This window comes from Erwinia mallotivora, assembly GCF_000590885.1.
GTDB classification, from domain to species: domain Bacteria; phylum Pseudomonadota; class Gammaproteobacteria; order Enterobacterales; family Enterobacteriaceae; genus Erwinia; species Erwinia mallotivora.
The window spans coordinates 16457-40724 of the sequence record NZ_JFHN01000021.1; the positions used below are offsets into that span (position 1 = coordinate 16457).

Here is a 24268-nt window from a genome sequence, read left to right on the forward strand (position 1 = left end):
CGTCAGAAGTCATGTGGAAGGAAATCTTGACAGCCGGTTATTTATGAAGCGTTTCTTTCAACCGGGCAACCAGATCGCGGCGGAAATCCGCCAGACGGGGCTTATCCTCTTCCAGCCAGGGGAGTGGGCGACAGAGTTCCATGGTCTTAATTCCGAGCCTGGCGGTGAGTAATCCGGCACCAATTCCCTGCGCCGCCCGCGCCGAAAAACGTGCGGCCAGATCCTGTGACATCCAGTCCATACCGACTTCCCTTACCAGCTCCGAGGCACCGGCAAAGGCGATATTCAGCAGCACCAGACGAAACAGTCGCAAACGACTGAAATAACCGAGTTCGATACCATAGAGCACCGCAATCCGGTTGATCAGCCGCAAATTGCGCCAGGCGATAAACGCCATATCCACCAGCGCCAGCGGACTGACCGCAATCATCAGGGTGGATTCTACCGCGCTGCGCCCGATTTCGTAACGCGCCTGCCTGTCCAGCACCGGCTGGACCAGCTGGGCATAAAGCGTGACCATTTCGCGGTCATTATGGGTTTCGTGCAGCGAGGCATGCCAGCGTTGCAACGCCGGATGGCTTTGATCGATGCCCGCCTGCCGGGCCAGTTTCTCGCAAAATTCTCGCCCTTTTCCGGATGCGTGGCTGGTAAGCAGTTCACGCGCCCTGTCCCGTTCCTGCGCCCGCTCACGCAGACGCCACAGGCGTCGCCATTCAGCAACCAGCGAACCGGCGGCGGCACAGACAATCAGCCCGCCGGCCACGCAGCCTCCCAGCGCAATCCAGTCCTGCTGGATCCATGCATTGTGTGCCCATTGCACCCCCTGTGCCACCACGCTTGCGCCGGAGATCAGCAGCCCGACTTTGATCATTCTGCGCCACAGCGTGCGTTTTGGCCGTAGCGCGGCCTCAACCACTTTTTCACCTTCTCCCTCTTCTGCCAGCTCCTGCTCCGCTTCGACAGCCACAAACTGACTTTCTTCACCATCAAACAGCTGTGCAGCTTTGAGGGATGGCGTTTTGTCGGCCTCCAGCGGCCGGGCAAAATCAACTCTTGGTTTTAGCGGTGTGGTCATCGCAGTTTATCTCCCAGTAAAAACTCCAGCGCTGCATCCAGCCGGATATGCGGTAGTGGACGGTCGGTCTCCGGTTGCTGTGGCCGGAACTGCTCAAAATGGAATCCCTGCTGCTGCCAGAATGCACTGCCGGGGAGGCGTGGAGGGACTTCTCCGGGATAAAAGGTCAGTGGTTGATTATCCAGCAGACGATGACCGTGTAGCGCAGGCAATTTTTCACCCTGATGATCAACCAGTCCACTTTGCGTCGCCTGCACCGAAGCCAGCCCGATACACTCGATGTTGATGCCTTCGAATGCCGCGTTTTGCCACGCATCCTGCACCAGCTGTTGCAGCAGTGAAACCAGATTAGCGTGCTGATCGTGGGTAACATGATCGGATTTGGTGGCCGCAAACAGTAACTTATCGATCACCGGCGAAAAGAGCCGTCGAAACAGCGTCCGCTGACCGTAAGAGAAGCTCTGCATCAGTTGCGTCAGCGCCAGTCGCATATCATTAAAGGCCTGTGGTCCACTGTTAAGCGGTTGCAGACAGTCAACCAGCACGATCTGCCGGTCGAAGCGCAGAAAATAATTTCTGTAGAAATCGCTCACCACATGCTGACAGTAATAGTTATAACGGGCGCGCAGCATGCCGTAACAGCTGTTGGCAGCCGCCTGAGCCAGTTTAGTCTCACCATATTCATCCAGCTGCGGCCAGGGAAAAAATTGTAACGCTGGCGCACCTGCCATATCTCCGGGCAGTACAAAACGGCCAGGCTGAATAAAATGCAGACCTTCCTGCTTACATTTCAACAGATAGTCAGTCCAGGCGGCGGCAATATCAGCCAGACGGTTTTCATCAGCCTGAGCAAAAGGATCAAGGCCCTGACAGCGCTGCCGCCAGTCAGCAGACCACGCTGCCCGGTCACCCTGCAACAATCCGGTCATCTGGCGCGACCAGCTGAAATAGTTCTGGGCCAGCATCGGCAGATCCAGCAACCATTCTCCGGGGTAGTCAACAATTTCCAGATTCAGCGTGGCGGTGTCGGTGAAATGGCGCAGCAGCGACTCACGGGAGCGATAGCGCAGCGCCAGTGAGATTTCACTGACGCCCCGTGTCGGCGTTGGCCACGCGGGTGGCGTACCGTAGAGCTGGGCCAGGCCCTGATCGTAAGTAAAACGCGGGATCCCCATATCGCGCTGCGGCACGCGCCTGACGCCCAGCAGACGTTCTTCGCGCAGCACGGAAAACAGGGGCAGACGCGCCCCCGTATTCACATTCAACAGTTGATTAACCAGGGAGGTAATAAAAGCCGTTTTGCCACTGCGGCTGAGTCCGGTGACGGCCAGCCGCAGATGGCGATCCGCCCCCCGACTGACCAGTGACCGTAATTCATTCTGAAGTCGTTTCATCTACGCATCGACACCTTGTCTTTTCTTTATGACGTTCGGTTCTGGCTATATTAACCTGCTTCAGGGTTTATGCCATCGCGAGGTCGCCCGCAGCATGGCACGACGAATCAGTGGCTCCATCGCCCACGCCAGGGCGATTTTTAGCGGCCTGCGCGCCACGGATTTAACCAGCATACCGGTCAGGCCCGCCGGACCATAGGCCAGCGCGCCAAGCAGAACAAATTTTCCGGCTTTTTTCAGCGCCGGTGTGGCATGCCGTTGTACCGCTGACTGCCAGTTACGCATTACCGTTCTCCTCCACAGGATGGTGGCCCGCATGCGGGCCGGGGGTCAAAGCTGACGAAAGCGACTGCGCACGTTAAAGGTTTCCGAGGTGACATAACGCTCCATTTCGCGCAGGCTGCGTTCTCCGCTCTGTAAATCTGTCTCCAGCTGCTCCAGCAGCTGATGTGTATCGGCTGCGCTGTCATGCTGCCGGGCAAATTCATCCGGTTGTTCATCCAGCACAAACGCCAGCACGCCATAGGCGATAAGCGTGAACATAAACAGGCCAAAAAACAGTGACAACACCACTATCACCCGAACCAGCCTGACAGGGATATCGAGGTAGTCGGCAATGCCCGCGCAGACGCCTTTCAGTTTGCCCTGCGCCGGAATACGGTACAGTTTTTTACCTTTAAAACTCACGCCTTTCATTGCTGCCTCCAGTCCGGATGTTCCGCATCAAGGATCTCCTCCAGCGCCTGGATCCGTTGCCGCATTCTGCCTGCATCCGCCGTCAGTTGTTGTAAACGTTGTCGTTCACTGGTTGATAAATCATCACTTCCCCCGTTCTGACGGTTGCTGTAATGCAGCCATAACCAGACGGGTGCCACAAACAGCACGAATATGGTCAGGGGAATGGCCAGAAATAATGCGCTCATTGACTCTCCTTGAAATCAGCATTGATGAAGGCATCTGCCGGATGCCTGAAGTTGCATTACTCGCTGCGGTTGATTCTGGCTTTCAATGCTGCCAGCTGTTCACCGATTTCATCATCGGCCTGCAATTCAGCAAACTGCTGATCCAACGTTTTCTGTTTACCAAAACGCTGGCTTTCTGCTTCCGCTTCCATATGGTCAATGCGGCGTTCAAAGGATTCAAACCGGGCCATCGCCTGATCAATTTTTCCGCTGTCCAGCTGACGCCGTATATCACGAGAGGAGGAAGCCGCCTGATGGCGCAGCGTCAGCGCCTGCTGCCGCGCACGGGTTTCGCTGAGCTTTTTCTCCAGCTCAACAATTTCGCCTTTCATTCGGCTCAGCGTCTCTTCCACCTGCTCCACTTCAGCCGTCAGCGAGGTGGTCAGTTCGGTCAGTTTCTGTTTTTCAATCAGCGCGGCACGGGCCAGATCGTCTTTATCCCGACGCAGTGCCAGCTCGGCTTTCTCCTGCCATTCCGCCTGCTGAGTTTCCGCCTGGCTGATGCGACGCAACAGCTGTTTTTTTTCGGCCAGCGCACGCGCTGAAGTGGAGCGAACTTCCACCAGCGTGTCTTCCATTTCCTGAATCATCAGGCGAACCAGTTTTTGCGGGTCTTCGGCCTTTTCCAGTAGCGAGTTGATATTGGCGTTCACAATGTCGGCAAAACGAGAAAAAATACCCATAATCACAATCCTCTTTAGTCTTTTCTGATTGCGCGATGCGCTGACGGGATATATTCAAATAGCGTGCCAGTTTTTATCTCACTGATTTTACTTGTTTATCCGGCTTTACATCGCCAGCGCGTCTGGTTAATGTGGTCTGAATAACTAACTTATGGTGAATTTCATGAGTGAATTTAATGACAGCCTGCTGGGTGAGTCGAATAACTTTCTGGAAGTACTGGAACAAGTTTCCCGCGTGGCGCTGCTGAATAAACCCGTGCTGGTGATCGGCGAACGAGGCACCGGCAAAGAGCTGATTGCCAGCCGTCTGCACTACCTCTCGGCGCGCTGGCAGGGACCGTTTATTTCCCTTAACTGTGCCGCGTTAAACGAGAGCCTGCTCGATTCGGAACTGTTCGGCCACGAAGCCGGGGCTTTTACCGGCGCACAAAAACGCCACCTCGGCCGCTTTGAACGCGCCGATGGCGGCACGCTGTTCCTTGATGAACTGGCGACGGCGCCGATGTTGGTACAGGAAAAACTGCTGCGGGTGATTGAGTATGGTCAGCTGGAGCGCGTCGGCGGCAGTCAGCCGTTACAGGTCAGCGTCAGGCTGGTCTGCGCAACCAATGATGATCTGCCTCTGCTGGCGCGTCAGGGGAAATTCCGCGCTGACCTGCTCGACAGACTGGCCTTTGACGTGGTGCAGCTGCCTCCCCTGCGTGAGCGGCGCAGTGATATCCTGCTGCTGGCAGAACATTTTGCGATTCAGATGTGTCGTGAGCTGGGTTTACCGCTGTTCCCCGGTTTTTCACGCACGGCACGCGACGTGCTGCTTGACTACAGCTGGCCCGGCAACGTGCGTGAGTTGAAAAACGTGGTGGAGCGGTCGGTTTATCGCCATAACGCGACGGATCAGGCACTGGATAACATCATCATCAACCCGTTTCTGCGTCCTCAGCCCGCGACTGAAAGTGATTCCCCGGGAGAATCGCACGGGCAACCCACTCTGCCCGTTGATTTGCGCCTCTGGCAGAATCAGCAGGAGAAAGCATTGCTGCAACAAAGTCTGCACCAGTCACGCTTTAATCAACGTCGTGCCGCCGAACTGCTGGGCCTGACTTACCATCAACTGCGCGCAATGATGAAAAAACACGAGATTGACGTTAAAACCAGCCCGCAGTAATTCTGCCTGCTGAGGCTGTCAATCAGCACACGCGGGTCCGGTAAACATCGCCGCTATCAGGCAAAAAAAAGCCCGCGCAAGGCGGGCTGAAAAATACTGGAAGCAATGTGAGCAATGTCGTGCTCTTCTCCGGCAGAGCCACCGTTGAAGCGCAGGTGAATAGTAATCATTCGCAATATCATTTGTAAAGCAGTTTGTTGAGAATTTTTCTCATTACCATAAACTGACTGGGTGTATTGTCACCCTTTATCTCCGCCTGTCCCCTGCCGGGTGGCGGAAAATCCACCCGTTTTCCGGCAAATTTTGGGCAGCAGCAGAGAGTGCGGTACACTCTGAACATTGCCTGATTTCTCAGATAACTTAATGCGTATATTTTTCTCTTCTCTGCTGCTGAGCCTCAGCCTGACCAGTGCCTCTGCTTTTTCAGCTGCGCCGGATGATATCCGCCAGAGCGGTTTTGTTTACTGTGTCAGCGGCACGGTAACCACCTTCAATCCGCAGATGGCCAGTGGCGGACTGGTGGTCGATACCCTTGCCGCCCAGCTGTATGACCGGCTGCTGGATGTCGATCCCTACACTTATCGTTTGATTCCGGAGCTGGCAGAACGCTGGGAAGTGCTGGATGACGGCGCAACCTACCGTTTCCATCTGCGCCGCAACGTCAGTTTCCAGAAAACCAACTGGTTCAGCCCCACCCGCACGCTTGACGCGGATGATGTGGTGTTCAGCTTTCAACGCATTTTCGACAGGCGCTCCCCCTGGCACAATGTCAACGGCGGTAACTATCCCTATTTTGACAGCCTGCAATTTGCCGATGCCGTGCAAAGCGTCAAGAAACGGGATAAATATACCGTCGATATCCGGCTTAACAGCCCGGATGCCTCCTTTCTGTGGCATATGGCCACCCACTATGCGCCCGTTCTTTCCGCTGAATATGCCAGCCAGTTGAGCAAAAGGGACCGGCAGGAACAGCTCGACAGGCAACCGGTGGGAACCGGCCCCTTTCAATTAAGCCAGTACCGTACCGGGCAGTATATCCGCCTGGCGCGCAATCCTCGCTACTGGAAAGGGGTACCACGCATGCAGCAGGTGGTGATTGATATGGGCGCAGGCGGAACCGGTCGTCTCTCCAAACTGCTTACCGGCGAATGTGACGTGCTGGCCTATCCCGCCGCAAGTCAGATTTCGGTACTGCGTAACGATCCACGCCTTCGTCTGACGCTCCGTCCCGGAATGAATATTGCCTATCTGGCGTTTAATACCCGTAAGGCACCGCTCGACCAGCCGGCAGTGCGTCAGGCACTGTCACTGGCGGTCAATAATGAACGCCTGATGGCCTCAATTTATTACGGCACGGCAGAAACCGCCGCATCCATCCTGCCGCGCGCCTCATGGGCTTATGACGGTAACGCGAAAGTGACAGAATACAATCCACAAAAATCGCGTCAGCAGTTGCAGGCGCTGGGGGTAAAGGATCTGCATCTTACCCTGTGGGTGCCCTCCTCTTCGCAATCGTGGAATCCCAGCCCGCTGAAAACCGCTGAGCTGATCCAGGCCGATCTCGCCCAGGTTGGCGTCAGGGTGACCATCGTCCCCGTTGAAGGTCGTTTTCAGGAGGCGCGTCTGATGACCATGAACCATGACCTGACGCTGACCGGATGGACCACCGACAGTAACGATCCGGACAGTTTTTTCCGCCCACTGTTGAGTTGCGCCGCCATTGGCTCACAGACCAACTTCGCTCACTGGTGCGATGCGGCTTTTGATGAGACGCTCCACAAGGCCCTGCTCTCACAGCAGCTGGCCTCGCGTATTGACTATTACAATCAGGCACAAACGCTGTTGGCTCAGGCGCTACCGGTGCTGCCGCTGGCCTCATCGCTACGGCTCCAGGCCTATCGTTATGATATTCACGGGCTGGTGCTCAGTCCGTTTGGTAATGCGTCCTTCGCCGGTGTCTGGCGTGACAGAAACGGAGAGCAATCCTCATGGTAATTTATGCCCTGCGTCGTCTGGTACTCTGGCTGGTGACGCTGCTGATGTTAACGCTGGTGGGATTCAGCCTGTGCTATTACACGCCTCATGCGCCCTTGCAGGGTGCGTCGCTGAGTGATGCGCTGTTGTTTTGGTATAAAGGACTGTTTCAGCTCGATTTTGGTGTGTCGAGCATCAACGGTGACCCTGTTGTCTCCCAGCTGCGGGAGGTGTTTCCAGCCACCCTTGAGCTGTGCATCATGGCCTTCAGTCTGGCAATGCTTATTGGTATTCCTTTAGGGATCACCGCAGGCGTGATGCACAACCGCCTGCCCGACCGTCTGATCAGCATTTTTGCCCTGTTGGGCTTCTCAATGCCGGTCTTCTGGCTGGCACTGCTGCTGACGCTGCTTTTTTCACTCAATCTTGGCTGGTTACCGGTTTCCGGCCGCTTTGATCTGCTTTATCCGGTAAAAAACATCAGCGGATTTTCACTGATTGACGCCTGGCTCAGTCATTCGCCGTGGCGGCATGAAATGATGATGAGCGCCCTGCGTCATCTGATCCTGCCGGTTATCACCCTGGCTCTCGCACCAACCACTGAAGTGGTCAGGCTGTTGCGCATCAGTACGCGGGAAGTCATGGAGCAGAACTACATCAAGGCGGCGGCAACCCGTGGGCTGTCCAGACCGGGGATCATTCGCCGTCATGTGCTGCACAATGCCCTGCCGCCGGTTATCCCCCGCCTGGGTTTGCAGTTTTCCACCATGCTGACGCTGGCCATGATTACCGAAGTGGTGTTCAGCTGGCCAGGACTGGGGCGCTGGCTGGTCGATGCCATACGTCAGCAGGATTATGCCGCGATTTCCGCAGGGGTGATGTTGGTTGGCGCAATGGTCATCAGTGTCAATGTGCTGGCGGATATTCTCGGGGCGATGACCAACCCACTTAAGCACAAGGAGTGGTATGCCCTGCGATGAGGAAACAGAGTACCGGCCCCATTAATTGCTAAAACAGCGCGCCAGCGATACAATCATCAGCAATTACGCGGTTATTTTAACAACAGTAAGGGGGAGCATATGCCAACAAAATTGGTTAATGCGGCAAAGATTAACCAGGTTTTCGCTCATCTGAACGAAAGCGAGGATAATCGCGCCCTCTATTCTGCTCTCGCCCGGGGTAAAGACGTTAACATTAAAGGCGTCACTTTATCGCCAGGCTACCGGATTGTGCGTGTTGACAGTCGTCTTTCCGGCCTGTTGAGCCAGAACCATTTTGAACTGGCGCTCATCAACGATGTTTCTGAAGACATCGCTTACTACAACAGGGTCGTTATTCAACCTGATACGTTTCTCAACTGCCGTCCTGTCACTCAGGTACTGGTCTGGCGTACCCAGAAGCCAAAACACCGAAAAGAACTTCACGATCTGGCAGGCATTATATTTCTGAGCTATTTGCTTGATCAGTATGATGTTATTGTTTCGGATATGAACCAGACGCACGATGGCATGTCTTTCTGGCAGGCCCGTATGTATGACGCTCTGGCTTATGGCCTCAGAGTTTACGCGTACGATATGATCAGTTGCGACCTGCATGTAATGAGGTCAGATGATGACGTTGGCCGTTACGAACAGTGGCTGTGGGGAGATCCTCAGCAGCATCAAAACAGGCTTGCGATCATCTCGAAGCTGCCACTTCCTGCCAGTTAAACATTTCAGCACATCATCGTGATACCACTGCCCGGATAACCTGTCCCTTCAAGGTAAGCGACAGCCTGATTTACGGTTGACGCGACTGAGAAGATTTTTTTGAACAGATTCAGCCGGGCTGTGCCGGCAGGCCCGGATTTACCCCGGCCATGCAGGTAAATCAGTGCGGTACTCACGCAGATATGCTGAAGAATATTGCCGAGGGAATGCATCTTACATGACTGACAGTCTGCGGAATTTCAAATGAGCTCGAGCATTGCAAAACACAATCAAGTGAACACCTATGCCCTCTGTTGATATCTATGCCGAGAAACGGCTGCCCAGTCCTCTGCGCCATACCTGGCGGCTTTTTTATCGTGATACCACCGCGATGGTTGGCTTCTATGCTTTTATCGCCCTGTTGTTTATCTGCCTGTTTGGCCGGTTTCTGGCACCTTATGGACTGGACCAACAGTTTCTCGGTTACCAGTTACTCCCACCTTCATGGTCACGCTATGGCGATGTGTCATTCTTTTTAGGCACTGACGACCTCGGCCGCGACGTACTCAGTCGCCTGCTGAGCGGGGCCGCCTCGACCGTCGGTTCTGCCATCATCATAACCCTGCCGGCCGCGCTGTTCGCCGTGCTACTGGGCGTTCTCGCCGGGCTGACTCGTGGACTGCGCTCGGCGGTGATGAACCATATACTTGACACGCTGCTGTCAATCCCTTCGCTACTGCTGGCCATCATTGTGGTGGCCTTTCTGGGGCCGAAACTGGAACATGCCCTGCTGGCGGTCTTTCTGGCGATTACCCCGCGTCTGGTGCGTTCGGTTTACAGCGCCGTCCATGACGAACGGGAAAAAGATTACGTGGTTGCCGCCCGCCTCGATGGTGCCAGTAACCTGAATATTCTGCGACATGCCATTTTCCCCAATATTCTGGCTTCGCTGGTCAGCGAGTTCACCCGCGCCTTATCGATCGCCATCCTGGATATTGCCGCGCTGGGTTTTCTCGATCTCGGCGCGCAGCTCCCCTCACCGGAATGGGGTGCCATGCTGGGTGACGCGCTGGAGCTGATTTATGTCGCCCCCTGGACCGTGATGTTGCCAGGGGCAGCCATTATGGTAAGCGTACTGATTGTCAACCTGTTGGGTGACGGCGTACGCCGGGCCATTGTTGCGGGAGTGGAATAAATGCCGCTGCTTGATATTCGTAATCTGACCATTGAATTCATGACCGCTGAAGGCCCGGTGAAAGCCGTTGACCGGGTGAGTATGACGCTGACCGAAGGGGAAATTCGTGGGCTGGTCGGCGAGTCAGGTTCGGGTAAAAGTCTGATAGCGAAAGCCATCTGTGGCGTGACCAAAGACAACTGGCGCGTCACCGCTGACCGGATGCGTTTTGACGATACCGACCTGCTGCGCCTCTCCCCGCGCGAGCGGCGTAAGCTGGTCGGGCATAATGTGTCGATGATTTTTCAGGAGCCGCAATCCTGTCTGGATCCATCTGAAAACATTGGCCGTCAGCTGATGCAGGCCATCCCCGGCTGGACCTGGAAAGGCCGCTGGTATCAACGTTTTCGCTGGCGTCATCGTCGGGCCATCGATCTGCTGCACCGCGTGGGCATTAAAGACCACAAAGACATTATGAGCAGTTTTCCCTATGAGTTGACCGAAGGCGAATGTCAGAAGGTGATGATTGCCATCGCGCTGGCCAACCAGCCGCGTCTGCTGATTGCAGACGAGCCGACTAACGCAATGGAACCCACCACTCAGGCACAGATTTTTCGGCTGTTGCGACGGCTGAATCAGAACAATAACACCACCATCTTGCTGATCAGCCACGATTTACAGATGCTCAGCCAGTGGTCGGATCGCATCAACGTCATGTACTGCGGACAAACCGTCGAAACCGCAACCAGCGAAGATCTGATCGCCGCGCCGCATCATCCTTACACCCAGGCGCTGATTCGGGCGATGCCTGATTTTGGTCGTTCACTGCCCCATAAGAGCCGACTCAATACCTTACCCGGAGCGATCCCGTCGCTGGAACATCTGCCGACCGGCTGTCGGCTGGGACCACGCTGCCCCTATGCCCAGAAGACCTGCATTGCCCGACCACGACTGACCGGGGCGAAAACACATCTCTTTGCCTGCCATTTCCCGCTTAATATGGAGAGTCAGTGATGGTTGAAACCCTGCTGGAAGTGCGCAACCTCAGCAAAACGTGGCGTTATCGCACCGGCCTGTTCCGGCGGCAGCATGTGGAGGCGGTGAAAGAGGTGAGCTTTATGCTGCGCGAGCGGCAAACGCTGGCCATTATTGGTGAGAATGGCGCGGGTAAATCGACGCTGGCAAAAATGCTCAGTGGGGTGGTCGCCCCCAGCGGCGGCGAAATTGTTATTGATGATCATCCGCTGGAATACGGTGACTATGGCTATCGCAGTCAGCATATCCGCATGATTTTTCAGGATCCCTCTACGGCGCTCAATCCCCGACAACGCATCAGTCAGATCCTTGACTTTCCCCTGCGGCTGAATACGTCACTGACGCCGGAAGAGCGCGAAAAAAGGATTATCGCCACGCTACGTCAGGTCGGGTTATTGCGCGATCACGCCGGCTATTATCCCCACATGCTGGCCCCCGGCCAGAAGCAGCGTATTGGGCTTGCCCGCGCGCTGATCCTGCAACCACGGGTGATTGTTGCCGATGAAGCCCTCGCCTCACTGGATATGTCGATGCGCTCACAGCTAATCAACCTGATGCTGGAGTTACAGGATAAACACGGCATCGCCTATATCTACGTCACCCAACATCTGGGGATGATGAAGCACATCAGCGATCAGGTGCTGGTGATGCATCAGGGAGAAGTGGTCGAGCGTGGCAGCACGGCGGAGGTGCTTGCCAGCCCGTTACACGATTTAACCCGCAGGCTGATTAACAGCCATTTTGGCGAAGCCCTGACCGCAGACGCCTGGCGCAGGGATCACCCGCTTTGAGCTGAGCTCGGTTTTATGCCTTTCTGTTATTGGTTAGCACTGAACGTTATTTTGCTGACTACTGCGGCTGGGCGAGGATAGCGGCATCCTCGCAGATAAAGGAATCGTCATGGAACAGCGCCGTTTTTCCGGCAACAGCCACTGGTATCATGAAACACAATGCACGCTGAGTGCACCTGCCGCACCGCTGGTCCCTGAAGCCGCCGGCATTGAGGATCGCTTCCTGCTTGACCTTGTCCCGCTTTGTTCTGCTGAACTGAACGCCCTGCTTGAACAGGCACAGCCTGCCCTGCTGGCTTCACGCGAACTTTATCAACTGCTGTTTCCTGCACAGCTGGACACATCTCTGACCCATACTCTGACGCTCTATGACCGTCTCAGTACCGCCCTGACGGTGGCTCAGGTCACCGGTGTCCAGCGCCTGTGCAATCATTACGCCGCCAGGCTTAATCCGCTTACCAGTCCTGACTCTTCCAGAGAAAGCAATCGCCGCCTGACGCAAATTACTGAATATGCCCGTCAGCTGGCCAGTCAGCCGTCACTGATTACTGCGGCCTCACTACGGCGTCTGGATGAAGTGGGTCTGACCGCGCCAGATATCATCACCTTCAGCCAGATTATTGGTTTTGTCAGCTACCAGGCGCGGGTACAGGCAGGCATCATGGCGATGCTTCAACTGCCGGTGCGCTGGATACCCGGTATATCAGAACCGCAAGATGCCGCCGCCGACGGTTTTGAACATCCCGCGCCCTGGCAGCCGCTGCTGTCGCCGGTTGAACTCCGCTACGCGTCACCCCGTCAGCTTGAAACCCTGACATGGTGTCAGCCACAACCCCTGCTCAGTGACTGTGCCTGGCTGCTGGCCCACGATGCTGACGCGCTCAGCGGCTGGAGCACCTTAATCAACACTTTACAGGAAACGCAGCAGACGCCAGAGTGCGCGCTGGCTGCCGCCGTTGCCGCAAGGATCAATGGCAGTGCAACCTGCTTCTGGCGTTATGAAAATGAAGAATTACGCCAGCCACTTCGGCAAAGCGTCTCTCAGGCGCTGACCCGTGCCAGTCGATCGCAACAGGCGATTATTCAGGCGGCGGCCCAGCTCACGCGCGCGCCCGAACGCTTCAGCAGCGCTCACCTGCAACCGTTGAGTGAGGCCGGATTTTCGCAGCAAACGACGCTGGCGGTGATCCTGCAAGTGGCGCTGGCCAACTGGAGTAACCGGTTATTACAAACCCTGGGATCGCCTGGCGCGTAACACTTCGCCGACAACGGGCACAGCGCTGAACGCATTCGGCCAGCCTGCATAAAACGCGGCCTGGGCGACCACTTCACCCGCCTCTTCCGCCGTCAGTCCGTTATCCATCGCCCGGTTCAGGTGATAAGCAATCTGCCCACTCTGTCCCGATGCAATCAATGCACTGACCGTCACCAGACTCCTGTCCCTCGGCTGCAATGCGGGCCTTTGCCAGAGATCGAGGAATAACGGGTCGGCGGTGAATCTGACCAGTCCGGGCGATACGGGCGCGACACTCTTTTCCACCGTTTCTGCCCGCTGCTTTTCGGCCTGTTGATTGAGCGGAAGCAGTTCAGCAGAGGCCTCAGGAAGCCTGTCTGCCATCACGCCGCGCGACTGAAAAATCGGCAGGGTGACGCTGACGGCTGACATCGCATTGGGCCAGCCGGCATAAAACGCCAGATGGGTGATGACTTCTGATATTTCAGCCGCAGTGACGCCACCATCAAGGGCCACCTCAATATAGTGCCCAAGTTCAGCGGCCTGATTTTTTGCTATCAGCATTGCAACAGTCACCATGCTGCGGTCACGCCTGGACAGCACATCACGCTGCCAGAGATCCTGCGAAATGACTTCGCGACCGAATCGGGCCAGTGCCGGAGAGACAGACAGGATGTCAGTCGTGGCGAGCGCTGAAGGTTCTGTGTTGATCATAGCTTCACCTCTTATGGCAGACGGTTAAATCAGTTTTAACCGCGCAGGGATCGGGCAGCATTGTTTATGCTGCTCTTGCTTCAGAATTGGGGAAACGAATCGTGATCTCTTTCCATTACGCATTAATGGTTAAGGCATGCAACATCTCAACCAGCCGGGAAGCATGTTCTCTGGCAAGGATTTTCTGTTGTGCAATTTTCTCAGCATCCCGGTCGGCGTAGCTGATACCGCAGGTATAAAGCGGGGGCAACAGCGCCAGGTGGCAAAGCCTGGCCGTCGTTTCGAAGGGTAAAAGATACTCTTCAACCGGATGACCAAAGAAACCGTCTGAAGCGTAGAGTGCAGACGGTGCACCTGTAGTGAAAGAAAGGAGCAATTTTTTACCCGCCAGTTTTGCCGTTGAGCCGTGAGCAAAACCGTGAACAAAAACTTCGTCCAGCCAGCATTTCATCAGCCCGGGAAGCCCATACCAGGAAAAAGGAAACTGCCAGACAATAATCTCTGCCTTCAGCAGGCTTTCCTGCTCTGCGCCGACGTCGATTTTGCCCGCAGGATACAGCCAGTCAAGACGCCGGATTTCAGCCTCGGGGAGCGCGGCAGCCAGCTCAAGGATAATTGTGCTGTTCGCCACCGACTGATTAAGATTGGGATGGCCAGAAATAATCAAAATATTATTCATTTTCAATACTTTAAAAAGTTAATCCTGACAGCAGTATAGGCCGGACATACGCTTTTTATTAGAGCAGTAATAGCTTAATCACTTTTAGCCATAAACTAACAATCCCCCGTCAGTGCTATTTTCCGGGCAGTTCAGGCGAGGATTGACTTCAGCATCTTTAGCCTGTAGTTAATAATCAACAGGCCATTGTTACAGAATTTCGCGATGAATAACGCCATATACAATCAGATCCGCATCTTTCAAAGCATTGCACGGGAAGGCAGTATTACAGCGGCCGCGAGGAAGCTTGAAATCACCCCACCCTCAGTCAGTAATGCGCTGAGACTGCTTGAACAGCATATCGGGCACGCCCTTTTTGTACGCACCACCCGGCGTATTGAATTGACTGAAACCGGACAACAACTGCTGGAGAAAACCACCGCCGCAGTAGATTCGCTGGAAAGCTCACTGGAGAGTATCCGCGAGCAGAATCAGGCACCCTCAGGCCTGGTGCGCATTACACTGTCACGTTTCGCCTGGCTGTTAATTCTCAAACCCACGATGGCCGCCTTCTGTCAACGCTATCCCGCCATTCAGCTGGAGATTTCAGTCTTTGATGGCACCGTCAATGTGATTGACGACCGTTTTGACCTGGGGATTCGCTTTGGTGATGTGCTGGAGGGTGGCGTGGTCGCCCGGCTGTTAATGAAGCCATTCCGTGAAGGGCTCTACGCCTCCTCCGTATATCTGGCAAAGTATGGAATGCCTGTCGAGCCAGCCGATCTCAGCGCCCATCAGCTGATTGGTTATCGCTTTATCACCAATAACCGTATTCTCCCGCTGATGCTGGAGGTGAACGGAGAGGCACTGACCGTTGAGATGCCAGCCCAACTTATCAGCAACGATATTGATGTGATGGCCGATGGCATCCGTAACGGACTGGGGATTGGACGCTTATTTGAACCTGTTCACCGCTTACAGCCCGACCGGGAGAAACTCCTGCCGGTAATGGAGAATTACTGGAAAACCTACCCACCGGTTTATCTTTATTATCCGAAAAGCGCGGGCAAAACGAAACGTGTGAAGGCCCTGATTGATTTTTTGCTGGCCTCCACGCAGCGCACCGCGCTTTGACCTTACACAGCCCGTCCGTGCAGGAAGCACATATCCGGCAGTAATGCCGGAACTGTGATCGTCGATGACAGCCATAATGCTTCCGACTCGCCGACAATTTTTTTCGTGATGTCCGCAGAGGATTCTTATTTTGCATGAAAATAGCGATGAGCCAGTCCCTCGATAATAACTGAATCACCCCGCGGCATTCCCATATTAAAAGAGGTGCCGTTACTATTAGTGACTTTCAGAATTCTTTTATCAAATGAGACATCAAGTTTTTTTCTTTCAGTGACGCAGCGTTCTTTTTTAAGTGTGCATTCAGTTTTAGCATTGGATATCGTGGTGTTCGCAGAGGATTCTTTCTTTTCTTCAAAAATTCGATGGGCCAGTCCCTCGATGATAACTGAATCACCCCGCGGCATTCCCATATTAAAAGAGGTGCCGTTACTATTAGTGACGTGCAGAATTCTTTTATCAAATGAAACTTCAATTTTTTTTCTTTCAGTGACGCGGCGTTCATTTTCAATTCCGCGTTCAATTGCATCAGTGCGTAAAGGCCTGGATGTCGATGTTTCACATTTAAACATACTTATCTCCTGCATTGATGGTTATTTCATAGGGAGTTACTCTTTAAAATAGCGCACCACAATATAAACCTCTACCTCTTAATAAAAAATGCAAAAATAAATCACACTCAAAGAATATAAAAAATCTTCTTTCAGGAATATCAATAAACGCTATTTTTTCGATAAAAAAATAACAGAAAGATTTTACATCACACGGTAATAAATTAAATTATTTTCAATACAAAAGATAAATTTATAATAATAAAATGGTAAATACCTTAAAAAGGTTATTTAAAAGGTGGCTTTACATCCAGCGGGCGCAGGCTCGTTTTATTGCTCAGCCAGCCACTGCCTGATCCAGTCGAAAAAATGCTGTGCCAGCGGCGTCGCCCGCCCCGGCGCAGCGACAACCACCGCCGCCTGTCGGGACATCGGCGCAATGGCAAGAAGACGCGATTGCAGTGTGGACATCATCTCATCTGGCAGATGTCCACGAGGAGAAATCAGGCAACCTAAGCCAACCAGCGCCGCCTGAGAGAGCTGAAACACCGAAGAGGTTTCCACAATGACTCTTGGCGTGATCGCTGCATCAAGAAAGTGATTATCCAGATAACGTCGGAAATAGCGTGTCTGCTCAGACAGACAGAGCGGAAGGTGATGCAATGCACTGAGCGCCAGACTTCCTTCACCCACCAGTTGCGGAAAAAACCGGGGATGAAACACCACTTCCGCACCCTTGTCCGGTAAGGGTTCCATCTGCAAATGCAACTCCCGCAGCGTCGAAGGCTCAAAAAAACCGATCCCGGCATCCACCGTGTGATTATTTCACGCCGGCCAGCAGCCCGGCCAGCATTCCCTGTAACAGAAGTTTTCCGGTCATAGTGTGATCCTCAGTGGCAGGGAAATCCCAGCAGATGCCGGGCATCATGGAAATACTCATGCACCTGATTGCCGGAAAACAGCGCGGTTGCGCCCTGCTCTGCACCAATAAAATAGACTGACAGCAACACCATCAGCACAATAAAGGTCGCCCAGGGCAACACGGCAGTTACGGGGATCGGTGCGGGTTGTAAAGTAATTTCACTGGCGGTACGTTCCATTTTTTTATTCCTCTGTAAGCAGAAAGTGACATCTCAGGCGCTGCGACTGACTAAGGCCGGACTGACGGCCACCGGCTGGCGTAGCGTCGGATGGTGATGAGCATGTTCAGGCGCGCACTCTGCACTGCTCAGCATCACCGGCATACCATGTGGGGTATGCAGGTAAGCCTGTCGCCACTGCTCCGTGCGTCGGACGATCTCATCCTGCCCGGTCAGTTGCAGTTTCAGCAGCATCTTCTCCGCTGCCGCGGCCCACTGCCGGTAATAAGCATCGTTAACGCTTTCCCCCGCCAACAGCGGGGCTGCGGTGATCTCTTCGCTGAACATCGCCACCCAGCTCTTCCAGCTGAAGTGTCCGGCACGATGCAGATGAACGATCAGCGAAAATATCTGGGCCTGCCAGGGATGCTCAAAAGGCGCGCCCTCCTGTTCCGGGCTGGCAAAAGGTGTCTCAGTCTCTCTGTTCATGGTGCCTCCAGATAGTCGTCCCACAGATCGATACGTACGGTGTCTTTTGGCGGCGCGTTATCGCCCCACAGTTCACGGGCGCTGAAGCTGACGCTGTAAACATGCTGCGGATGATCGCCTTTGCCATGCGCCACCGTGTCCGGGGTAATAAATACCCCGTGATCAAGCTCAACGGTGCCGGTTTTGCCACGGATATAGCGCGGCAGACGGGTATGCCCGCAGGGGTTGATGTTTTTTGCCCTGACCCGGTCGCCAGCCTGAAAACGCCCGGCTACCTGCGCATCAACACGGGCGGATGCGCCGGTGGTGACCACCGCCTGAACCATCTCCTGTTTCAGCACCGGCGTTTCTGCCGGAGCAGGCTGCGCTTTTACCGCCCCGGACAGCTCCTCTGCGGTGATCACTCCGCCTTCAAGCAGCAGGGTTTCAAAGGCATGCATCCAGTGCTGGTAGTAACTTTCTTCCAGGTAGTGTGCCGGGTCCATGCGCTCAATGGCGTGGCGAAACATATCCACATTGAAATGGCCGCCAACATACAGCGAGGCAAACAGCGAAAAGGCGCGCCGTTCCCACTCGTAATGAAAAGGCGGCTCGTTTTCTTCCGTTATCACCGGCCCCATGCCGTGCATACCGCCCAGATCGTGTATCCCGTTCATCAGAACCTCCAGAATTGCGTCAAAAAGACGTTATTGCGGCTCGCCCGCAGGCTGACGCGGCACGCCGGTGCCGATCATCGCATCACGGGTGACCAGCGCCGCCAGTTGATCCTCACTCCAGCCTTCTGTAGCTGCCGGTCTTTGCGGCAGGACCAGATAACGCAGCTCTGCGCTGCTGTCCCACACGCGGATTTCCGTCTCTTCGCTGATGTTCAGGCCAAATTCAGCCAGCACGCTGCGTGGCTCAATAACAATCCGTGAGCGGTAGGGTGCAGATTTGTACCAGGCTGGCGGCAGCCCCAGCGTCGGCCACGGATAGCAGGAGCACAGCGTACAGACGGTGACGTTGTGGACCTGCGCGGTGTTTTCCACCACCATCATGTCTTCCCCCTGCACGCCGGAAAATCCCAGCTCAGCAATGGCACGGGTGCCATCGGCCAGCAGACGCGCTTTGTACTGCGGATCAGACCAGGCTTTTGCCACCACCCTGGCACCATTACGTGGACCAATGCGGTGTTCATAGGTATCGATTAACTCATCCAGCGCCGCCGGATCCATCAGGCCCTTTTCCGTCAGCAGAGACTCCAGCGCCTTAACGCGCAGCGCGATTTCTTCAGGTGGTTCGGTATGCTCATGGTCGTGGTCGTGTGACATGGGGTTCTCCGTATAGGTTGTGATATGCCTGACGGCTGTTACATCAGTTTCCAGTCACCACTGGCTTCGAAGGCGGCAGCAGCCTGATAGAGGGTGCTTTCGTCGTAGTGGCGGCCAATCAGCATCATGCCCACCGGCAGACCCTCGACCAGCCCACAGGGAACCGACATCGCCGGGTGTCCGGTCACGTCGAGCGCCGCCGTATTGCCAATCATGCCGAAGGCGCAGGAGATGGTTTCGGTTAATGAGCAGCCGGGTTCCGGCAGCTTGCGGGCGGTGAAGGGCACGGTCGGCATCACCAGCAGATCGAAATCGCCCAGCGCGCGGTCATAGTCGGCGCGGGCACGGCGCGCGATATTCTGCGCTTTGGCATAATAGCGTCCGTTGTAGTGACTCAGACCGAACTGGCCGATTAACATGCAGATTTTCAGCGAAGCAGAAAGGCTGTCTGCACTCTGACGCCAGCCCGCGTGGCGATCCAACAGATCAAGGTCATACAGCCCTTCCCAGTTAAACCCCATGCCGTTGCCGTGCATCATCTGCATGGTCAGCCCTTCGCAGCCGATCGGCGACCAGAGGGCCGCAGCCAGCTGATGACCCGGCACTGAAACTTCGCGGCTGACAGCGCCGAGGCTTTCCAGCCGATATATGGCCTGACGCACTTTTTCTGCCACGCCGTCGGTCAGCGCCGGTAAGGCAAACCCTTCGGTCACCACGCCAATTTTCAGTCCGCTGACGCCTTTCTCCAGCGCATCGCTGTAGCTACCGCGGTGGCCGCCATACTGGCGCGGATCAAGACCATCTTCTCCGGCCATCACTTCCAGCATCAGGGCGTTATCCCTGACGTTCGCCGTGATCGGCCCGGCGTGATCAAGCGTGGCCTCAATCGGCATGATACCGGTATAGGGCACCAGTCCATGGGTGGGTTTCATGCCATAAGTGCCGCAGAACGCAGAGGGAATGCGGATGGATCCCCCCTGATCGCAGCCCACCGCCAGATCCACCTCGCCCGCCGCCACCAGCGCGGCACTGCCGGATGATGAACCGCCGGCGCTGTAACCCTGTCGCCACGGATTATGTACCGGTGCCGGATCGGAAGTATGGCTGCCGCCAGAGAGACAGAAATGTTCACAGGTGGCTTTGCCGCTGATGGTTGCCCCGGCATCCAGCAGGCGGGTGACCACCGTGGCATCAAAGGCGGGAATATGCCCTTCCAGCGAGCTGGCCCCGTTCATCATGGGGACACCGGCCAGCGCGATATTGTCCTTCAGCGCGACGGTTTTTCCCGCCAGCTTGCCTGTGGCGGCACCCGTCACTTCTGTTTTGTAATACCAGGCATTCAGGCGGTTTTCTTCGCCGTCTGGCCGCCTGCCCGGACCACGTTGCCAGCGCACGGGCGGGATCTCATCCTCTGCCTGATCGACAAGGTCATAGGCATCGAAATTGGGCTGCATCAGCGCGAGATATTCCGCCGCCTCGCTTTCTGAGATATGCAGATGGAGCTGACGGGCAAGCTGCTGTAACTGAGCGATATCGGGACGTTCAATAGCCATAACGGTTCCTTACAGAAAAACGACGTGGTTCATGGAGTGAAAATAACCTGCCGACGGCGCGTCTGCCTGGCTGAGCCGGACAACCACCTGGCCTGCCAGGACAGCATCAGAACACCCTGGCGTAGCGAAGATTGAGTCGGAAATCCTCTGCTGCGCCGTTTTCCACCCGCAAGTCGCGGCCCAGCTGGATCTGCACCTGGTCGCGAGGGGTGACAAATTTGGTGGCGGTAAGCCGGACATTGCTGGTGCGGACATCCCCGCTCTGCCGGTTGCCATCCAGCGTGCTACTGCCTCCCCAGCTCTGTCCGACTCCCGCGCCCAGCGAAAGGGTCGGATCCGGCATATAGCGGCCCATCAGCTGCGCGGTCCAGGCATTGTCCTGCTGAAGGCGGCCCGAGCCGGGACCATAATCGTTATTGTCCCCGTACCAGATGGCGTCACCGACCATCTCCAGCGCCCACTTCTCACTGAGCGATTTCACCCAGGCGGCTTGCAGGTCAACCTTCCAGCGGTTCTCACCGAGATTCAGCGCCTGATTGTGGTCATAGCTACCGGTGGGAAGAGAGAGATAAGGCGCAAACCCAAACAGATCGCCGCTGGCGTTGAGCCGTATTTTTAACGGTACGGTGAGGATCAGGTCCCCGGTGCCGCTGGCCGATCCGAGCGCGTCGGCGTTGCCACCGCTGGCGAGATGACCAAAAGGCAGCAGGAACTGCGGGTCGAGTGTGGCGGTATCGCTTATCTGCACGGTATGCAGCAGACGCAACATGCCGATATCCGAGTTGATCCGGTAATCCGTGCCGACTTTTTTACCCTCAGCCCAGGCAGAGCCGGTTGAGGCGTGTTGATAGTAAAGCAGGCCAACGGTGGTGCCATCCGCGAACTGGCTGTAGTCCCCTGGCGCAACTTCCACCGCCCGGACGGACGCGCTACACAGCAACATGGCAGGCAGGAAAAAACGTAATCCTTGCATCATGGCGGACCCCAAAAGATAAGAATGGAAAAATTAACGAACCGCGTCGCGCATCATCCCGGTGGTGGGATGGCAGTTGATGTATTCGAAGGTCTGGAATCGGGCATCCGAGACGGATACCTCATGGTAGAGCCGCAGCTTTTGCAGCCCGGTCACCACCCGAAAGAAGGTGGTAAAAATGCGCAGATGCGTGGGGTGTGATTCAGCCCAGCGCTCAAGTCTGTCCAGCGAACGCCAGAAGCCCAGATCGTAAGCAATATCCAGCAGATTGCCGTCAATATCGACGTTGCGCACAAAGCGGTTGCTGTAACAACCCAGCGCCTGCCCCTCATCACGCAGAAAATCCATACCCGCCTGCAACGGCGGCAGCATTTCGCTGAAATAGAGTGCGCGCTCCTGCTCGTCGGCCTCTGCCCAGTCCTGTCCGGAACGGATCAGGGTGATATTGTCATGGCCCTGCACCACCACCCTACCGCCTGCCGCCGGATCGCCGGAAATAATGCGTAACTCACCGTCAGGCTGAAGCCAGTCATGTTGTGAGGCCGGAATGCGATCGCGAACCGATCCCCAGTAACCGTGCTCCTGGATTTCACCACTGATATTGTCCATCAGCGTCCCGACGCCAGGCAGATCCTGCTGGAAGGCATACAGCGTCTCTAACTGATCGGCCCTGGGGGCAATGATTTCGCGAAACCAGCCGATGCCGTCGGACAGCCGCTGCTCAGCAGACCACCAGCCGTCAATTTCCGGCTGACGCACCCAGCGGCACCAGGCGGCCGGATCGCGCCAGTAGCCCATCACGATAAAATTCCCGTAGCCCTGATTATCAGTATGAAAGGTCATGTCGTAGTGGCCGGGACCCTCCCCGATGCGGAAAGAGGCAACAAGGTGTTGCATCCCCGCCAGCGCTTTTGCACGATCGGCCTCGCGAAACTGAACACCCATACAGGCCATCACCACCTGGGTCAGATCTTCACCGGCACGCCCGGCAAACATCGGAAAGGGTGGCTGGTAGTCGTCGTGCACCCGACGGGAAAGCGTACGGGGACATTGCAGATGTTTATCAATTGCTGATTCCATAGAAACTCCCTGGTGTGCCATCGCGGCGGTAAGTGAATACACCAGTGATACTAAGGAGAATCCCGCAGGATGCCTGGCTCAGTCGGACAACCGCCTGGCTGGCAAGGACAGTCGGCGCAGGCGGCAGAGAATACAGCGCGCAGGTGATGACGCGGTGCATCGATGCCCGCCAACAGTGCATGATTTATCGTTACCGGTGACAAAAATCGCCCTTAGTGCCCGGATCCGGGCGCATGGCGAGTCTGGCGTAAATATTGCTTTCAGTCTGAAACAACCCTTTCCGACAGGCAGTATGACTGTGAGGTGACGCCGTGAATTCTGATTCCGCTTCCCGTGATATTTGTTACTCCACTGCAAACATCTCCCTTCCTCACCGCTTCGAATACTGGAATGACGTGGTGCTGCGGCACTGTATTCCGTCTGACGGTAAACCGCCTGCCCAGGGGTATTTCGAAGGGGAACTGGCGGTGCGGGAAGTGGGACTGGTGGATATCTGTTCGCTCAGCTCAACCCTGCATCACTGGGAGCGAAAAGCGCAGCATTTAAGAACGGGGCCGGAAGATGATCTCTGGCTGGGTTACATTCAGGATGGCTTCGGAGAGTTAGAACAGGGAGGACGTAAAGCCTGCCTCGCCGCCACAAATCTGGTGCTTTACGATGCCGCACAGACCTTTCGCTTCAGTATCGGCGGCAGAAATAACCATCTGATTCGTATCCCCAGACATCTGCTGGCTGGCAAAGTAGCCAGTGCGGAAACCTTAACCGCCACGGTACTGGATGATGCCAGGCCGGGCGTCATCCCGCTGCGCCAGATGATTGGCCAGGCCGTCCAGTCACCGTTGATGATCGCTCAACCAGACCTGGCGAGACGCTATTCGCAAACGTTGTTGGATCTGCTGATCCTCAGCCTGGAGATGCAGAGCGCGGATGGACAGCCCGGGAGCGCCGATCTCTATGCCAGAATGCGCAATTACATCAGTCGCAACCTCAGCAATCCGCAGCTGAATGTGGAAAATATCGCCCTCGCCCATTACGTCTCCGTGCGCACTGTCACCCGCACCTTTGCCCGCCATCAGTTGACTCCGGCGGCGGTTATCTGGCAGGAGCGACTGACAGCCAGCCGGGATGCGCTGGCTGACGGCAAGGCAGCCAGCGTTTCTCAGGTTGCGCTGGACTATGGTTTTTCTGATTTTTCGCACTTCAGTCATGCGTTTCGCAAAGCATTTGGCGTTACCCCCAACTCACTGATTGCATCCCGCCGCAAGGTAACGGTGGCCTGCCGCTGATGCGGTTATTGCTCAGGATTTCAGTCGATAAAATAGGAAAAAGAAGTAGCCATACCGGCCGCGATCATAATCAGAGTCAGTAAAGATTTTTTAAAAATAAGTTTCACAGAGAGCACCTCATAAGAATAAATAAGCCGCAGGCTATCTGCCGACGTTAGGGAAAATAACGCTAGGGAGAATAAATGTATTTCCGACCTGAACCGCACCATGCAGGCGTGCTCCACGGACGAAGGATATTTTGCCTTTTCATGCCGGCACTTAAATTTTGC

General features: G+C 55.4%; 26 protein-coding genes and 1 pseudogene. 10 read left to right on the forward strand and 17 right to left on the reverse strand.

Annotation, left to right across the window (positions count from 1 at the left end):
• Positions 1-37 precede the first annotated feature (37 nt).
• The 6 genes from BG55_RS02810 to pspA are packed head-to-tail and all read right to left on the reverse strand — an operon-like array spanning position 38 to position 4114.
• Positions 38-1075: a TIGR01620 family protein gene (locus tag BG55_RS02810; protein ID WP_034934153.1), complete on the reverse strand. Its 1038-nt coding sequence runs from the start codon at positions 1073-1075 to the stop codon at positions 38-40.
• Positions 1072-2469, reverse strand: a complete 1398-nt coding sequence (locus tag BG55_RS02815; protein ID WP_034934155.1) for a YcjX family GTP-binding protein — start codon at positions 2467-2469, stop codon at positions 1072-1074. Before BG55_RS02815 ends, BG55_RS02810 begins: the two co-directional genes overlap by 4 nt.
• A 60-nt stretch (positions 2470-2529) precedes the next feature.
• Positions 2530-2787, reverse strand: a complete 258-nt coding sequence (pspD, locus tag BG55_RS02820) for a phage shock protein PspD (RefSeq protein ID WP_071994966.1) — start codon at positions 2785-2787, stop codon at positions 2530-2532.
• A 12-nt stretch (positions 2788-2799) separates the two neighbouring features.
• The gene (pspC, locus tag BG55_RS02825; protein ID WP_034934159.1) at positions 2800-3165 is read right to left on the reverse strand and encodes an envelope stress response membrane protein PspC; all 366 of its coding nucleotides are present in this window, start codon (positions 3163-3165) and stop codon (positions 2800-2802) included.
• Positions 3162-3392 carry an envelope stress response membrane protein PspB gene (pspB, locus tag BG55_RS02830; RefSeq protein ID WP_034934161.1) on the reverse strand — a complete coding sequence of 77 codons (231 nt, stop codon included), beginning with the start codon at positions 3390-3392 and terminating at the stop codon, positions 3162-3164. Before pspB ends, pspC begins: the two co-directional genes overlap by 4 nt.
• Before the next feature lie 56 nt (positions 3393-3448).
• Positions 3449-4114 (reverse strand): phage shock protein PspA, encoded by a 666-nt coding sequence (gene pspA, locus BG55_RS02835; RefSeq protein ID WP_034934163.1) that lies wholly within the window; start codon positions 4112-4114, stop codon positions 3449-3451.
• A gap of 163 nt (positions 4115-4277) precedes the next feature.
• On the opposite strand from pspA, the gene pspF reads away from it, so the two are divergent.
• From pspF to BG55_RS02880, 8 genes are all read left to right on the forward strand, one after another.
• A complete protein-coding gene (pspF, locus tag BG55_RS02840; RefSeq protein ID WP_034934217.1) occupies positions 4278-5279 on the forward strand; it encodes a phage shock protein operon transcriptional activator in 1002 nt (333 codons plus the stop codon).
• Between the two features lie 363 nt (positions 5280-5642).
• Entirely contained in the window at positions 5643-7274 is a 1632-nt protein-coding gene (gene sapA / locus BG55_RS02845; RefSeq protein ID WP_034934165.1) for an ABC transporter substrate-binding protein SapA, read from the forward strand.
• Positions 7268-8233 (forward strand): putrescine export ABC transporter permease SapB, encoded by a 966-nt coding sequence (gene sapB, locus BG55_RS02850; protein ID WP_034934167.1) that lies wholly within the window; start codon positions 7268-7270, stop codon positions 8231-8233. The genes sapA and sapB overlap by 7 nt, the downstream gene beginning before the upstream one ends.
• A 99-nt stretch (positions 8234-8332) precedes the next feature.
• Positions 8333-8962, forward strand: coding sequence for a hypothetical protein (locus tag BG55_RS02855; protein WP_034934169.1), 630 nt, complete (start codon positions 8333-8335; stop codon positions 8960-8962).
• Positions 8963-9245: 283 nt separating this feature from the next.
• Entirely contained in the window at positions 9246-10136 is an 891-nt protein-coding gene (gene sapC, locus BG55_RS02865; protein ID WP_034934174.1) for a putrescine export ABC transporter permease SapC, read from the forward strand.
• On the forward strand, positions 10137-11129 hold the full coding sequence (gene sapD, locus BG55_RS02870) for a putrescine export ABC transporter ATP-binding protein SapD (protein WP_034934176.1): 993 nt from the start codon (positions 10137-10139) through the stop codon (positions 11127-11129).
• A complete protein-coding gene (gene sapF, locus BG55_RS02875; RefSeq protein ID WP_034934179.1) occupies positions 11129-11941 on the forward strand; it encodes a putrescine export ABC transporter ATP-binding protein SapF in 813 nt (270 codons plus the stop codon). The genes sapD and sapF overlap by 1 nt, the downstream gene beginning before the upstream one ends.
• 109 nt (positions 11942-12050) lie before the next feature.
• Complete coding sequence (locus tag BG55_RS02880) at positions 12051-13196, forward strand: CMD domain-containing protein (protein WP_034934181.1); 1146 nt, start codon at positions 12051-12053, stop codon at positions 13194-13196.
• On the opposite strand, the pseudogene BG55_RS02885 reads toward BG55_RS02880, so the two are convergent.
• Together BG55_RS02885 and BG55_RS02890 are read right to left on the reverse strand one after the other, a co-directional pair.
• Positions 13167-13901: pseudogene (locus BG55_RS02885) on the reverse strand (carboxymuconolactone decarboxylase family protein); the annotation flags it as partial. The gene BG55_RS02880 and the pseudogene BG55_RS02885 sit on opposite strands and share 30 nt — an antisense overlap.
• A 103-nt stretch (positions 13902-14004) precedes the next feature.
• On the reverse strand, positions 14005-14568 hold the full coding sequence (locus BG55_RS02890) for an NAD(P)H-dependent oxidoreductase (RefSeq protein ID WP_034934183.1): 564 nt from the start codon (positions 14566-14568) through the stop codon (positions 14005-14007).
• Between the two features lie 204 nt (positions 14569-14772).
• On the opposite strand from BG55_RS02890, the gene BG55_RS02895 reads away from it, so the two are divergent.
• Positions 14773-15681, forward strand: a complete 909-nt coding sequence (locus tag BG55_RS02895) for a LysR substrate-binding domain-containing protein (RefSeq protein WP_034934185.1) — start codon at positions 14773-14775, stop codon at positions 15679-15681.
• 125 nt (positions 15682-15806) lie between these two features.
• Here BG55_RS02895 and BG55_RS02900 read toward each other — a convergent pair whose 3' ends face one another.
• The 9 genes from BG55_RS02900 to oxdA all read right to left on the reverse strand — a co-directional run bounded on the left by BG55_RS02900 (position 15807) and on the right by oxdA (position 22713).
• Positions 15807-16250 carry a hypothetical protein gene (locus BG55_RS02900; protein ID WP_034934187.1) on the reverse strand — a complete coding sequence of 148 codons (444 nt, stop codon included), beginning with the start codon at positions 16248-16250 and terminating at the stop codon, positions 15807-15809.
• 309 nt (positions 16251-16559) lie between these two features.
• Positions 16560-17042 (reverse strand): LysR substrate-binding domain-containing protein, encoded by a 483-nt coding sequence (locus BG55_RS02905; protein WP_052018658.1) that lies wholly within the window; start codon positions 17040-17042, stop codon positions 16560-16562.
• A gap of 77 nt (positions 17043-17119) precedes the next feature.
• Positions 17120-17329 carry a CbtB domain-containing protein gene (locus tag BG55_RS02910; protein WP_034934190.1) on the reverse strand — a complete coding sequence of 70 codons (210 nt, stop codon included), beginning with the start codon at positions 17327-17329 and terminating at the stop codon, positions 17120-17122.
• A gap of 33 nt (positions 17330-17362) precedes the next feature.
• Entirely contained in the window at positions 17363-17797 is a 435-nt protein-coding gene (locus tag BG55_RS02915) for a nitrile hydratase accessory protein (RefSeq protein ID WP_034934192.1), read from the reverse strand.
• Complete coding sequence (gene nthB / locus BG55_RS02920; protein WP_034934194.1) at positions 17794-18453, reverse strand: nitrile hydratase subunit beta; 660 nt, start codon at positions 18451-18453, stop codon at positions 17794-17796. Before nthB ends, BG55_RS02915 begins: the two co-directional genes overlap by 4 nt.
• Positions 18454-18483: 30 nt before the next feature.
• Positions 18484-19107: a nitrile hydratase subunit alpha gene (gene nthA, locus BG55_RS02925; RefSeq protein WP_034934197.1), complete on the reverse strand. Its 624-nt coding sequence runs from the start codon at positions 19105-19107 to the stop codon at positions 18484-18486.
• Between the two features lie 38 nt (positions 19108-19145).
• A complete protein-coding gene (locus tag BG55_RS02930) occupies positions 19146-20660 on the reverse strand; it encodes an amidase (RefSeq protein WP_034934199.1) in 1515 nt (504 codons plus the stop codon).
• 106 nt (positions 20661-20766) lie between these two features.
• Positions 20767-21636 (reverse strand): transporter, encoded by an 870-nt coding sequence (locus tag BG55_RS02935; protein ID WP_235192699.1) that lies wholly within the window; start codon positions 21634-21636, stop codon positions 20767-20769.
• A gap of 30 nt (positions 21637-21666) precedes the next feature.
• Entirely contained in the window at positions 21667-22713 is a 1047-nt protein-coding gene (gene oxdA / locus BG55_RS02940) for an aliphatic aldoxime dehydratase (protein ID WP_034934201.1), read from the reverse strand.
• 311 nt (positions 22714-23024) lie between these two features.
• On the opposite strand from oxdA, the gene BG55_RS02945 reads away from it, so the two are divergent.
• Positions 23025-23999, forward strand: a complete 975-nt coding sequence (locus BG55_RS02945; RefSeq protein WP_034934202.1) for a helix-turn-helix domain-containing protein — start codon at positions 23025-23027, stop codon at positions 23997-23999.
• The last annotated feature ends 269 nt before the right edge of the window (positions 24000-24268 follow it).